Here is a 12,702-nt window from a genome sequence, read left to right as displayed (position 1 = left end):
TATAAGAATAATTTGCTCTATTTTTGCTTTTTAGGGCGCATTTTTAGCTTACAAATGATAGGATAGTGGTCTGAAACGGCGATTTTATCATCAACTTTACATTCATAAGGCTCCCAATCGTCTGAGCACATGATATTGTCAATGCGAACAAAAAAGCCTCCATGATGATAGCTGATACCCGGTCCGTTACCACTTGCAATGTAGCAATCCGTCAAATCTTTAGCTATCGTACGATGAGCATAAGAGATAGGACCATCATTAAAGTCACCGCACAAAATAATACTATGTTCTTTATGCTGCTGAATGTATTTTGCTACAGCCTCAGCCTCCGGAGCCCGTTTCTTTGTTGCCTCGGCAAGTTTTACAACGAGCAGTTTGGACGTTTCTTCTGCAGTATCAACCTGCAATTTTCCGATAACCAGATTCTTGAACTGGCGTCTGTCCTCTAAACTTAAGCCGGTAGTTTCCAAATGATTATTGATGAGAAGGACCTCTCTATCTTTCACTTTCAGACGATACGCTACACTCATATTTCCTTTCGATTCATAAGGAATTCGCTCTTTTGAAAGAATAGGGTATTTACTGAGCAACATAAGACAATTTCCACCATTTATGTGCATCGTTGTATCCTGAAAAGCATACATAGGCTTGAGCATGCTATCTATCTGTTCAATATTCCGGGAAGTAGGACATGCTTCCTGCAGACAAACAATATCAGCATCCTGCTCCTGCAGATAAGCAATACAGATATTAGTTCCTTCGGCATCCTCTGTCTGTGCACCAAAATTCCAGGTATTATATGATAGAACTTTGATACAAGCTTTTGGAGTTTCGCCAGAAAAGTTGATTGGCATATACTTGCGGACAGGAACAAAACAGATCAAGAAGCCTAAGAATGGAATAATGGCATACTTAGACCGGAAGAGCAACCAGAAAAGCAAAAAGCCTAAGTTAACTATAAGAAAAACCGGGAAAAGTAAGCCAAGATTAGCCAATGCGGCGAACTTTTCTGGCTGAAAGAAGTCAGAAAAGCCCACCAGCAACATGATGATGATAGTTGCCACATTAGCACCAGCTATCATCTTATATGTAAATTCCTTAAATCCTTTAAACATGCTTTTTACTTATTACTCTGATCAAAGAGCATCTGCTTTTCACTAGGAGTCAAGCTATCATAACCGCTCTTTCTTATTTTATCTAAGATTCGATCTATCTCTTCCTGTGACACAACCTTTTCGTTGGTCTTACATTCAGCATCCTGTTCATAAGTCTGATTATAAGATTCATTCTTGGTATAAGTAAAATGCGTTCTACCTGCCCGACGCTTTCCACCGAACATACCTTTCAACTTATCAAAAGCGTCTGAAGAATTTGAATGATAGTAACCGTTATCAATCTGCTTACGCCAATAACGGATCAGGAAGAATCCAAAGACCATACCTCCCAAATGGGCAATATGAGCCACACCGTCATCAGAGAGAGAGAATGTTGAAACCAATTCTATGACAGCATAGCCTATCACGAAGAATTTAGCTTTAATAGGAACTGGCAATGGGAAAATGAAGAGACGCTCGTTTGGATAAATCATACCAAAGGCAAGCAATATGGCATAAATAGCTCCTGAAGCTCCCACGGTAGTCCATAGGTTCAGATATTGCTCCATTGTTATTCTGGCTCCATTAACACTAACATAATCATAAGCTGCCATATCCTTTGCCACATAGGTAATATACTGTGCAGCTTCCTGGAACAAACCTGCTCCCACTCCACACACTATGTAATAAAAAAGGAATTTCTTTGGTCCCCAAACTCTTTCAACCACACAGCCAAACATCCATAGGGCAAACATATTGAAGAGAATATGCTGGAAACCACCATGCATAAACATGTAGGTAACTAACTGATAAATATGGAAATCGGATGCCAGGAAGAAATGAAGCCCAAACAGATCTGTCAGGCCAGAACCACCACCCATACTCTTGTCCATCAGCATGCATGCCAGGAATGCTACTACATTCACTATCAGCAAATTCTTTGTTACAATTGGAATATTGCGCATAACTTTATTTCTCTAAACTGTTTAATAATCTAACTAATATTTGTATTTTGGCGACAAAATTACGAAAAATATCCGTGAAAACACCAAAAAATAGACTTATTACACTTAATTTTCAATAATTTCATCACTTTTCTGCTTTTTTTATTTGAACTTTCACAAGAAAAAGCTATATTTGTAAACGAATTCAACTAAGAAACAACAATATTATTCATTTAATAACGAAAAATTATGAACAAGACAGAATTGATTGACAAGATTGCAGCAGGTGCTGAGATTACAAAGGCACAGGCTAAGGCCGCTCTTGAAGCTACAACAAACGCATTGAAGGAAGCCCTCATTGCAGGTGACAAGATCCAGTTGGTAGGTTTCGGTACATTCAGCATTAACGAGCGTCCTGCTCGTGAGGGTATCAATCCAGCTACTAAGGAGAAGATCCAGATTGCAGCTAAAAAGGTTGCTAAGTTCAAGGCTGGTGCTGAGCTTGCAGATGCAATCAACAAATAATTGTAAAGATTATTTTAATTACAAATATAGGGCAGTCCTTTATGGCTGCCCTATATTTTTTTATTCTATTCAAGTTTATTCAAACTTAAATCTTCATGTTTGATTCTTTATTTTGGCTGCTTTCCGATATATGCCAAGATACCACCATCTACATAGAGAATGTGACCATTCACTGCATTAGAAGCATCTGAAGCCAAGAAAACTGCAGGACCAGCCAACTCTTCTGGTTCCAACCAGCGACCTGCAGGAGTCTTTGCACAAATGAAGCTGTCGAATGGATGACGGCTACCATCAGCCTGACGCTCACGGAGAGGTGCTGTCTGAGGAGTTGCGATGTAACCAGGGCCCAAGCCATTGCACTGGATGTTGTACTCACCATACTCAGAGCAGATGTTACGTGTCAACATCTTCAAGCCACCCTTGGCAGCTGCGTATGCAGAAACAGTCTCACGCCCCAGCTCGCTCATCATAGAGCAGATGTTGATAATCTTACCATGACCCTTCTTGATCATACCAGGGATAACTGCCTTAGATACGATAAAAGGTGCAGTGAGGTCAATGTCAATAACCTGCTTGAAGTCATCTACAGACATCTCAGTCATAGGAATACGCTTGATAATACCTGCGTTGTTTACCAAAATATCAATAACACCAAGTTCCTTCTCAATGTCAGCTACCATGTTTTTCACCTGTTCCTCGTCTGTTACATCACAGATATAACCCTTTGCCTCAATACCCTTTGCTTTGTAATCTGCAAGAGCCTGATCCATGTGGTGCTGGCTGCGGCAATTGAAAGCAATCTTAGCACCAGCTTTGGCATAAGCCTCAGCCATAGCAAACCCGATACCATAAGCGGCACCTGTAACGAGGGCTACTTTACCCTCTAATGAGAATAGTTTATTAAAGTCCATAATTTTATTTTTTATAAATTGTTTGATTTGTTACGAGGGCAAAGATACAAAATAATTTTGAATATCACCCTAAATCAATACGAAAGATGCACCCTTTTTACTTATTTTCTCATTTTATTGACTGCTTTTCATCAAAATTGACCTATCATAGATGCAAAGAGCTTGTTGTATCCGAACTTTATTATAAACAAAATAACCCTTCAAATCCGCAAAGACTTGAAGGGTTATTTATGACCTGTTGTCCCAGGCGGATTCGAACCACCACTGACAGAACCAAAAACTGTAGTGCTACCATTACACCATAGGACAAGCAAATCGAATGCAAAGGTAGTGGATTTTTTCTCCACTACCAAATATTTTCAATACTTTTAACGATTACTTAACGGTAATCAAGAAGTAGTTCTTCTTACCTTTCTGAACCAAAAGATACTTACCGTCAATCAGGTCATCAGCAGTTACAACCTGATCGAAAGCAGCGAGTTTCTCCTTGTTGAGTGAAACGCCACCACCCTTAACGAGCTTGCGCATCTCGCTCTTGCTTGGGAAGATCTGCATACCTTCCTGGTTGAAGAGGTCAACAGCTGTACCACCGAGCAAGTTCTTGTCGAGGTCGTAGTGAGGTACATTGGCAAATACATCGTTCAATGTAGCCTCATCGAGTTGTGCCAAGTTCTCCTTGGTAGCCTTACCGAAAAGGATGTTGCTGGCTGCGATAGCCATATCCAAATCCTCCTGAGAATGAACCATTATGGTAACCTCCTCAGCCAGACGCTTCTGAAGTACACGGCGGCCTGGGTCCTGCTTGTGCTCCTCTACGAGAGCATCGATAGTATCCTTGTCAAGGTCAGTGAAGATCTTGATGTACTTCTCGGCATCATCATCGCTTACGTTCAACCAGAACTGGTAGAAAGCGTAAGGAGTAGTGCGGTTACGGTCCAACCAGATGTTACCGCTCTCTGTCTTACCGAACTTCTTACCGTCTGCCTTGGTAATCAATGGGCAAGTAAGGCAGAAGCACTCTGCATTGTTACCCAATGTACGGTGAATCAGCTCTGTACCGGTAGTCATGTTACCCCACTGGTCGTTACCACCCAACTGGAGGCGCACACCATACTTCTCATACTGATAGAGGAAGTCGTAGCCCTGGAGCAACTGATAGGTGAACTCTGTGAAAGACAAGCCGTCGCGAGCCTCACCGTTCAAGCGCTTCTGCACGCTATCTTTCGCCATCATGTAGTTTACAGTGATATGCTTACCAACCACACGAGCGAAATCAAGGAAGGTGAAGTCCTTCATCCAGTCGTAGTTGTTCACCAACTCCGCCTTGTTAGGCTCATTACCATCGAAGTCGAGGAACTTAGATACCTGCTTCTTGATAGCTTCCTGATTATGATAGAGAGTCTCTGAATCGAGAAGATTGCGCTCCTGGCTCTTGCCAGAAGGGTCGCCAATCATACCCGTGGCACCGCCGACGAGGAGATAAGGCTTATGGCCACAACGCTGCAAGTGACGCAACATCATGATACCACAAAGGTGACCGATGTGCAGAGAGTCTGCAGTAGGGTCAGTTCCGAGATAGGCAGACACCATGTGGGTGTTGAGATATTCCTCAGTACCTGGCATTATCTGCGCCAGCATACCACGCCATTTCAATTCTTCAACAAAATTTTTTGCCATAGAATATGATTTTTTATTATATTATATAATATGTATAAGGGGCCCAACAATACAGTCGGAAACTTACGGTACGGGATCATAACCCGAACCACCCCAAGGATTGCATCTTAAGATGCGCCAAACAGCCAAAGCCAGTCCCTTAAAGGGACCATGCTTCAGGATGGCTTGTCTCGCATACTCTGAGCAAGTGGGCTGAAAGCGACAGGAAGGTGGCGTATAAGGAGTAATACACTTCTGATAAAACAATATCGGCAGTATAAGAATCCATACCAACACCTTTCTCATGCCATGTGCTATCATAAAGAGAATCTTCATCATAAACAGCTCTCTTTCATGCCTGTTTCAGATTGCATCTCCTTGATATTATCAACCAATCTATCCAAAAGTTTAGTCATTTTGGTTGAAACCAGCTTTGAAGGCTGCAATTGTTCTGTTTGCCAAACAAAAGCCACAAGCAATTGTTTTCCAACATAATTCTGCATACAAGTCTCCAGCTCTTGTTTTTGATAACGAAAAGCTTCACGTATCTGTCGCTTTACCCGATTGCGTTTTACTGCGTGCTTAAAATAACGCTTTGATACACTGATAAGGACTTGAACAGAAGGGGCTTGTTCATCTTTCTTGTCAACAAGAAGAAACACCATTCTCATAGGCCATGCCGTCATTGCTTTAGCACCACCTCCAAAGAGCTGTTCTATAAGTGTCAGTTTACATAGATGCTCTTTCTTTCCGAATGTTTTATTTCTGTCTGTTGACATATCTATTCTATTAAATATTTCCTATTTATTATGACGTTTCAGATAATCTGCCAAGGCACCTGTCATAGATGGAAAAGCTTTATTAGGAGCCTCCAGATCGAGGCGTAAGCCCTCGTCTTCAACCGTTTTTGCTGTAGCTGGACCAAAAGCGCCAACAGCGATATTCCCTTGTTCAAAATTAGGGAAATTCTTCTTCAGAGCCTTTACACCTGTTGGGCTAAAGAAAAGCATCATATCATAATCGAAGTTATTGATTTCCTCTTCTGAGAAATCATTGCTTACAGTACGATACATTACACATTCTGTATGATTGAGTTTTTTCTCATCAAGCAAGTTGGCAATATCATTATTATGAACACTGCTTAATGGTACCAGATATTTCTCGGTTTTATGGCGAGCCATCTGTCCCATCAACCCATCAATTTTACCTGTATCACCAAAGAACACCTTACGCTTGCGATACAGAACATACTTTTGGATGTAGAGAGCGATAGTCTCTATCACACAGAAATATTTCATATCTTCAGGAATTGTGATACGCATCTCCTTAGCTAATTTAAAGTAGTTGTCTACTGCATGACGAGATGTAAATACGACAGCAGTATAGTCAAGCAAATTTATTTTCTGCTGACGGAATTCTTTAGAAGAGATCCCCTCTACCTTAAAGAATGGACGGAACACGCATTCTACTCCATATTGAGCCTGGATATCGAAGTAAGGAGACTTCTCACTTGCAGGTTTTGGCTGAGAAACTAAAATTTTCTTTATCATTTTGTCTTAAAAGTTTATTTTCAAATAATGACTGATTAACACGAGTCCACCCCAAAGAGCGAACAAGGGTATCACTTCAAGGGCACAAAAGTACAAAAATATTTGCAGAAACACGCCATTTCTTCTAAAAAAGATAATGTAAGCCTTCAAAAAAGCCAACAATTTAACTAATCCAAGGATAGTCAACGTGTATATCACTGCAATTTGCAATGGGAAATCGAAATACGACAAAAGCATCACCATTGGGAACAAGGCCACTCCTTGACATGATATAAGGAACAAGTATGCCTTGAGCCATTGTACATTTTTTTTCTTTTCAAAGAATACCCAACCAGAAATCACATAGAGGAACGCCTTCAACAAGAAATAGCCCCCCATACAACCAGCATATATACTGATTACCTGATATTGGTCTACGATAAACGTATCGCTGATAGATGCTTTCGAATAAATGAAATACCCGATTGCCAGCAAAAGACAGGTCTGCAACACGAAGAAGAACTGGTATCTTACTTCAGAACTGGTCTCCGTCACTTCTGTTGTACCGATGCGTGGAGTACGGAAGAAGGTTTTTGCCTGGCGTATAACAAAATGCTTAGATTTAGAGAATGCTATACAAGCCAAGAGAAAACAGACCAACAGCAATGAAGTAATAAAGCTATCACCTGCTACCGTATAGGGAACAGGATCACCTGCCACCCCTAAGCGTCCACCCTTTAATTCCGGATGAAACAGAGAATCTTTTGAAAAGAATGACTCACGATAATATTGTGGCAAACTTACATCCCTAAAACTCTTACCTGCCTCATGTCCTGGCAAGTGTAATGTATCCGGCATCTCGCTCCAATGAATCTCACTGGGCTTGATATGTGCCCTAATCATGGAGTCCTGCTGAGCTGGCGTTGCATTCTTAGGCAGCCAGCTCAACACCTTTTTGGGTGTGAGCTGGCTGCTATGTTGCCTGAGCACTTGCTGTTGCGATTCAGCCTCAAGTGCGGCATCTGTCTGTATCGAATCTGCCTGTTGCACCATTCCTTAAAGTCCGAAAACTTTCTTGATTTCGTCTACCTTATCTAATTTTTCCCATGTAAAGAGTTCTACCTTCACTGTTTTAGCCTCATGATATCGGCTGGTGAAGGTTTTCTCTACTATCTCATTCTTACGTCCCATGTGTCCATATGCCGCAGTTTCCTGGAACATTGGCTGGCGCAACTTCAACTGGCGCTCGATTGCTTTAGGACGAAGATCAAACATTTCTGCAATTTTCTTTGCAATCTCGCCGTCAGTCATATTCACATGGCTTCTGCCGTAAGTATTTACATAGATACTAACCGGTTCTGCCACACCGATAGCATAACTTACCTGAACCAACATTTCATCTGCAACGCCGGCAGCAACCATATTCTTTGCAATATAACGGGCAGCATAAGCAGCCGAACGGTCAACCTTACTACTATCCTTTCCAGAGAAGGCACCACCACCATGAGCGCCCTTACCTCCATAAGTATCTACAATGATTTTACGACCGGTAAGACCTGTATCTCCATGAGGACCACCAATCACAAACTTACCTGTAGGGTTTACGAAGTACTTGATGTCATCATTGAAGAGAGCCAACACCTTGTCGCTCAAGTGAGTCTTTACTCTTGGAATCAGGATATTGATTACATCCTCACGAATCTTTGCCAGCATAGCATCATCATCGTCCTCACCATTTGCCTTCTTGATAAAATTATCATGCTGGGTAGAAACTACGATGGTATCGATGCGCTGTGGGATATTATCGTCTGAGTATTCGATAGTTACCTGACTCTTAGAGTCCGGACGGAGATAAGTCATCACCTTGCCCTCCTTGCGGATATCTGCAAGTACACGCATGATGAGCTGAGCCAAGTCGAGTGATACCGGCATATAATTTTCGGTTTCCGTTGTAGCATAACCGAACATCATACCCTGGTCGCCTGCACCCTGATTCTCATCCTCCTCACGACTTACACCGCGGTTAATATCATCGCTCTGCTCATGGATAGCAGTAAGCACACCACAAGAGTCGCCGTCAAACTGATATTCGCTCTTGGTATAACCGATTTTCTTGATAGTCTTGCGGGCAATGGTCTGCAAATCAACATAAACGTTAGAGCGAACCTCACCCATGATTACTACCTGACCAGTAGTACAAAAGGTTTCGATGGCGCAATGAGCGTGGTCATCGTAAGCCAAAAACTGGTCAAGCAATGCATCTGAAATCTGATCAGCCACTTTATCTGGATGTCCTTCAGAAACTGATTCTGATGAAAACAAATATGCCATATTTTCTTACTTTATTTCTATTTAATTATTGATATTCATTATTTTGCGGCTGCAAAGTTACTCATATTTTTTCAGATTTTGTCATATTCCAATATAAAAAACGTCAATTCCTTGTGCTTTATCTGTTATTCGGGCATCTTTTGTCTGTTTTATCAGAATCAAGCACTTGGTTTTCTTCACTATATTTGATATTTCGAGGATGATGTTCCAAGATAGCTCTGCGCAAATCTGAAGTTTCAAGATGAGTATAAATCTCTGTGGTTCCAATATCTTCATGCCCCAGCAAGGCCTGAATTACCCTCAGATCGGCTCCACCTTTCAACAAGGCTGTAGCAAAACTATGGCGTAAAGTATGAGGAGAAATGGTTTTCTTGATTCCTGCATCATAAGCCGCATTTTTTATCATGATAAGTATCATATTGCGTGTGAGATGAGCACCTCTACGATTCAAGAAGACATAGTCTTCCTCACCTGGCTTGATTGTCATCAGATTCCGGTCTATATACCAAAGATTGATTTCTTTCAGAGCCTTACCAGAAATAGGAACGATGCGTTCCTTGTTACCTTTACCTATGACCCTAATAAACTTTTCTTCTTCAAACACATCGCTTTTCTTTAGATTCACAAGTTCCGAAACGCGAAGGCCACAGGAGAACAGGGTCTCTATAATCGCCTTATTACGCTGTCCCTCCCATTTTTCCAAATCGATAGCCGCTTCAAGCATGTCAACCTCTTCTACCGATAAATACTCCGGCAAATGCTTTCCTATTTGGGGAGAAACCAGTAATTCGGTCGGATCGTCTTTTATATAATCATCAAGCACCAGATAACGGTAGAATGAACGGATTCCGCTCAAAATCCGAGCTTGTGAACGAGCAGAAACACCACGATCATGCAAACTTGCAGAAAAATTCTCCAAGTCTTCCAATTTCATTTCCGTCAGCACCAAATTGTTCTTATCAGCATACTCCAAGAGAAAATTCAAGTCATGGTAATAGGCATCCAACGTATTTTTGGAGAAATTACGCCCCAACTTGAGGTATCTCATATAGTTCTTTATAATTTCATTCCTCATTTTTTGTCAGTTTCCTTAATTTATTGTATCTTTGCATCGTCTTTGCATAAGACAGGAGAGTACAAAAGATCTCTGCCGCAAAGATACAAAAAAAATATGGATTACGATTAAAAATCAAGTAAATATGAAGATACAAATTATTAATGGTCCAAACTTGAACCTTCTTGGTGTAAGAGAACCGGGTATTTATGGTAGCAATTCTTTCGAGAGTTATCTGCCTAAGCTGAAAGCGAAATTCCCTGATATTGAGATAGAGTACTTTCAGAGCAACATTGAAGGCGAGTTAATCAACAAGCTGCAGGAAGTAGGTTTTTCCTATGATGGTGTAGTACTCAATGCTGGCGCCTATACTCATACCAGCATCGCCTTGCAGGATTGTATTCGCAGTTTGAAATGCCCTTGCGTTGAAGTACACATCTCTAATGTGCATAAACGTGAAGAGTTCCGCCATCATTCATATATTTCCTGTGCTTGCCTGGGCGTAATCTGCGGTTTCGGTCTGGCTTCTTACGAACTTGCCATTTCAGGAATCTTAGCACAGAAAGAAACAGAAGAGTAAGATTTCCGTTACTCTAAATCCATCAGATTATGACAGAGACTGAACTCATAGACAAATATATCTGCCAGCATATAGAGCCTGAAGGCGATTATCTGTATCGTCTTTACCGCGCCACCAATATACATACTATCCATGGACGTATGGCTAGCGGCCATATTCAGGGCAGACTTCTCAAGATGCTTGTAGAGATGATTCGCCCGAAGAATATTCTGGAAGTAGGCACATTTAGTGGCTATAGTGCTATCTGCCTGGCCCAGGGATTGCAGGAAGGTGGAAAACTCTACACTTTCGAGATCAATGATGAGATGGAAGATTTTACCCGTCCCTGGATAGAAGGTTCGAATGTTGCCGATAAGATTGACTTCCGCATCGGTGATGCCAACATAGAAGCGCCCCAACTAGGCGTAAAATTCGATATGGCTTTTGTTGATGGCGATAAGCGTACCTATATAGATACGTATGAAATGGTTATGAGCATCCTGAACCCTGGAGGCTACATCCTTGCAGACAATACTCTTTGGGATGGTCACGTCATCGATCCTGCCTACGACCGAGACCACCAGACTCAAGGCATTCGGGCTTTCAATGATTTAATAGCAAAAGATCCTAGGGTAGAGGTTGTTATCTTACCACTACGCGATGGTCTTACACTCATCAGGAAAAAATAAAAAATCAATTAGAACAAGAAATGGCATGAATCCCCCATGAAAGATTCATGCCATTTCTTTTAGTATATGCACCCAAGTATAAGAAATTCCTCAGGTTTTAACTCAACAGCCTTTTACTCAGCGCTCTTACAGGATACCATACAGCAAGCCAACCTACAGCAATTACAGTAACGAAAATAATGGCAACATCTGAGTAATGAACACTTACAGGATAAGCATCAACAATAAAGGAGCCTTCAGAATCTCCCAGACGTACAAATCCATATTGCTGCTGCAAAAAGCAGAGGAGCAAGCCCAATCCAATACCGATAACAGCACCTATCACAGCTATCATTCTACCTTCAAAAAGAAATACTCTGGTAATCTGCTTATCGTTAGCTCCAAGATTACGAAGAGTCACTACATCATTTTTCTTATCAATAATAAGCATAGAAAGCGAGCCGATGATATTGAAACATGCAACAACTAAGATAAAGGTCAGGAAGATATAAGCAATCATCTTCTCTATCGACATAATTTTAAAGGTATCTTCCTGTTGTTCAAATCTGTCAAGCACTTTATATTTATTACCAGCTATTTGCTGCATCTCAGCCTTTACTGCATCCAGATTGCTACCCGGTTTCAAGCGTAATTCCAAATCAGAGAGCATACCTTGCTGTCCAAAGAGATTACGGGCAAATGAGATAGAAGTGATGATATAGTTTTTATCATACTTTGCCTGTTTGACGGCAAAAAGTACGCCAGGAGAGTTGAGCGAGTCAACAACAAAGCCATCACCAGGGTTAGTCATATCCAGCTGTCCTTCCTTTTTAGGAGCATAGATTTTCAGGAAACCATCCCATTGTGCTCCTATGCCTAAATTCTGGGCAAGACGGATACCTACAGTTCCATATTCCAAATTGGCAGCATGCAAGGAGAAGGAGCCATCACCATATAAAATATCTGTAATATGAGAAAGTTCTGCAAAATTATCATCTACACCCTTGATTTTCACCATAGCCTGATGATCATTATAGATTGCAAGAGCTTGATCTTCTACGGTTTCTGTTGCAACATCTACCTGCGGCAAAAGACGAATCTTAGTAAGAATAGGATCATCTGCAGGTGCAGTCTTTCCCTCAACAGGCACAACCTTGAGTTGTGGGTCAAAACTCGTAAAGAGTGAAGCTACCAGGTCATGGAAGCCGTTAAAAACACTCAGAACGATGACCAGAGCCATCGTAGCTACCGCCACTCCTATTACAGAAATAGAACTGATGACGTTGATAACGTGCGTACTCTTCTTTGAGAAAAGATACCTGCGAGCTATAAAGAATGGAAAATTCATAATTCTATCTTACCTTATTTATATAACAGTATAGGGAGTCAAGAATTGCCGTCTTAACTCCCTTGTCTTTTTACGTTCTTACT

Annotated in this window: 14 protein-coding genes and 1 tRNA gene; 3 read left to right on the top strand and 12 right to left on the bottom strand. The window is 41.3% G+C overall.

Annotated features, from left to right (window positions below; genetic code table 11):
• Positions 1-17: 17 nt before the first annotated feature.
• On the bottom strand, positions 18-1,115 hold the full coding sequence (locus tag RCO84_RS14230; RefSeq protein ID WP_317585439.1) for an endonuclease/exonuclease/phosphatase family protein: 1,098 nt from the start codon (positions 1,113-1,115) through the stop codon (positions 18-20).
• A gap of 5 nt (positions 1,116-1,120) precedes the next feature.
• Positions 1,121-2,059 carry a rhomboid family intramembrane serine protease gene (locus RCO84_RS14225; RefSeq protein ID WP_287867403.1) on the bottom strand — a complete coding sequence of 313 codons (939 nt, stop codon included), beginning with the start codon at positions 2,057-2,059 and terminating at the stop codon, positions 1,121-1,123.
• 228 nt (positions 2,060-2,287) lie between these two features.
• On the opposite strand from RCO84_RS14225, the gene RCO84_RS14220 reads away from it, so the two are divergent.
• Positions 2,288-2,563 (top strand): HU family DNA-binding protein, encoded by a 276-nt coding sequence (locus RCO84_RS14220; RefSeq protein WP_006848085.1) that lies wholly within the window; start codon positions 2,288-2,290, stop codon positions 2,561-2,563.
• Positions 2,564-2,670: 107 nt separating this feature from the next.
• Here the strand turns inward: RCO84_RS14220 and RCO84_RS14215 are convergent, their stop codons facing one another.
• The 9 genes from RCO84_RS14215 to xerA all read right to left on the bottom strand — a co-directional run bounded on the left by RCO84_RS14215 (position 2,671) and on the right by xerA (position 10,065).
• Entirely contained in the window at positions 2,671-3,474 is an 804-nt protein-coding gene (locus tag RCO84_RS14215) for a gluconate 5-dehydrogenase (protein WP_117587230.1), read from the bottom strand.
• 238 nt (positions 3,475-3,712) lie between these two features.
• Positions 3,713-3,783 (bottom strand) — tRNA-Gln (locus tag RCO84_RS14210).
• Between the two features lie 66 nt (positions 3,784-3,849).
• Positions 3,850-5,151 carry a tyrosine--tRNA ligase gene (gene tyrS, locus RCO84_RS14205; RefSeq protein ID WP_317585438.1) on the bottom strand — a complete coding sequence of 434 codons (1,302 nt, stop codon included), beginning with the start codon at positions 5,149-5,151 and terminating at the stop codon, positions 3,850-3,852.
• Positions 5,152-5,214: 63 nt separating this feature from the next.
• Positions 5,215-5,466 carry a membrane protein insertion efficiency factor YidD gene (gene yidD, locus RCO84_RS14200; RefSeq protein ID WP_040553354.1) on the bottom strand — a complete coding sequence of 84 codons (252 nt, stop codon included), beginning with the start codon at positions 5,464-5,466 and terminating at the stop codon, positions 5,215-5,217.
• Positions 5,466-5,909, bottom strand: coding sequence for a ribonuclease P protein component (rnpA, locus tag RCO84_RS14195; RefSeq protein WP_317585437.1), 444 nt, complete (start codon positions 5,907-5,909; stop codon positions 5,466-5,468). The genes yidD and rnpA overlap by 1 nt, the downstream gene beginning before the upstream one ends.
• 21 nt (positions 5,910-5,930) lie before the next feature.
• Complete coding sequence (locus RCO84_RS14190) at positions 5,931-6,680, bottom strand: uroporphyrinogen-III synthase (RefSeq protein WP_317585436.1); 750 nt, start codon at positions 6,678-6,680, stop codon at positions 5,931-5,933.
• Positions 6,681-6,686: 6 nt separating this feature from the next.
• Complete coding sequence (locus RCO84_RS14185) at positions 6,687-7,712, bottom strand: DUF4271 domain-containing protein (RefSeq protein ID WP_118191863.1); 1,026 nt, start codon at positions 7,710-7,712, stop codon at positions 6,687-6,689.
• 3 nt (positions 7,713-7,715) lie between these two features.
• On the bottom strand, positions 7,716-8,990 hold the full coding sequence (gene metK / locus RCO84_RS14180) for a methionine adenosyltransferase (RefSeq protein ID WP_144155640.1): 1,275 nt from the start codon (positions 8,988-8,990) through the stop codon (positions 7,716-7,718).
• Positions 8,991-9,108: 118 nt separating this feature from the next.
• The gene (gene xerA, locus RCO84_RS14175; RefSeq protein WP_022121521.1) at positions 9,109-10,065 is read right to left on the bottom strand and encodes a site-specific tyrosine recombinase/integron integrase; all 957 of its coding nucleotides are present in this window, start codon (positions 10,063-10,065) and stop codon (positions 9,109-9,111) included.
• A gap of 124 nt (positions 10,066-10,189) precedes the next feature.
• Between xerA and aroQ the strand changes: the two genes are divergently transcribed.
• Together aroQ and RCO84_RS14165 are read left to right on the top strand one after the other, a co-directional pair.
• A complete protein-coding gene (gene aroQ, locus RCO84_RS14170; protein ID WP_006848094.1) occupies positions 10,190-10,624 on the top strand; it encodes a type II 3-dehydroquinate dehydratase in 435 nt (144 codons plus the stop codon).
• 29 nt (positions 10,625-10,653) lie between these two features.
• Complete coding sequence (locus RCO84_RS14165) at positions 10,654-11,292, top strand: O-methyltransferase (protein WP_288575119.1); 639 nt, start codon at positions 10,654-10,656, stop codon at positions 11,290-11,292.
• 97 nt (positions 11,293-11,389) lie between these two features.
• On the opposite strand, the gene RCO84_RS14160 is transcribed toward RCO84_RS14165, so the two are convergent.
• On the bottom strand, positions 11,390-12,619 hold the full coding sequence (locus tag RCO84_RS14160) for an FtsX-like permease family protein (RefSeq protein ID WP_006848096.1): 1,230 nt from the start codon (positions 12,617-12,619) through the stop codon (positions 11,390-11,392).
• Between the last annotated feature and the right edge of the window lie 83 nt (positions 12,620-12,702).

Source organism: Segatella copri (assembly GCF_949820605.1).
GTDB lineage: Bacteria > Bacteroidota > Bacteroidia > Bacteroidales > Bacteroidaceae > Prevotella.
The sequence above is the reverse complement of the archived record's forward strand: the minus strand, read 5'-3'. Positions and strand labels throughout refer to the sequence as shown.

Bases quoted from the DNA above. Each gene is read 5' to 3' on its own strand.
- RCO84_RS14230 (WP_317585439.1), bottom strand. From the start codon at position 1,115: ATGTTTAAAGGATTTAAGGAATTTACATATAAGATGATAGCTGGTGCT.
- RCO84_RS14225 (WP_287867403.1), bottom strand. From the start codon at position 2,059: ATGCGCAATATTCCAATTGTAACAAAGAATTTGCTGATAGTGAATGTA.
- RCO84_RS14220 (WP_006848085.1), top strand. From the start codon at position 2,288: ATGAACAAGACAGAATTGATTGACAAGATTGCAGCAGGTGCTGAGATT.
- RCO84_RS14215 (WP_117587230.1), bottom strand. From the start codon at position 3,474: ATGGACTTTAATAAACTATTCTCATTAGAGGGTAAAGTAGCCCTCGTT.
- tyrS (WP_317585438.1), bottom strand. From the start codon at position 5,151: ATGGCAAAAAATTTTGTTGAAGAATTGAAATGGCGTGGTATGCTGGCG.
- yidD (WP_040553354.1), bottom strand. From the start codon at position 5,466: ATGAAGATTCTCTTTATGATAGCACATGGCATGAGAAAGGTGTTGGTA.
- rnpA (WP_317585437.1), bottom strand. From the start codon at position 5,909: ATGTCAACAGACAGAAATAAAACATTCGGAAAGAAAGAGCATCTATGT.
- RCO84_RS14190 (WP_317585436.1), bottom strand. From the start codon at position 6,680: ATGATAAAGAAAATTTTAGTTTCTCAGCCAAAACCTGCAAGTGAGAAG.
- RCO84_RS14185 (WP_118191863.1), bottom strand. From the start codon at position 7,712: ATGGTGCAACAGGCAGATTCGATACAGACAGATGCCGCACTTGAGGCT.
- metK (WP_144155640.1), bottom strand. From the start codon at position 8,990: ATGGCATATTTGTTTTCATCAGAATCAGTTTCTGAAGGACATCCAGAT.
- xerA (WP_022121521.1), bottom strand. From the start codon at position 10,065: ATGAGGAATGAAATTATAAAGAACTATATGAGATACCTCAAGTTGGGG.
- aroQ (WP_006848094.1), top strand. From the start codon at position 10,190: ATGAAGATACAAATTATTAATGGTCCAAACTTGAACCTTCTTGGTGTA.
- RCO84_RS14165 (WP_288575119.1), top strand. From the start codon at position 10,654: ATGACAGAGACTGAACTCATAGACAAATATATCTGCCAGCATATAGAG.
- RCO84_RS14160 (WP_006848096.1), bottom strand. From the start codon at position 12,619: ATGAATTTTCCATTCTTTATAGCTCGCAGGTATCTTTTCTCAAAGAAG.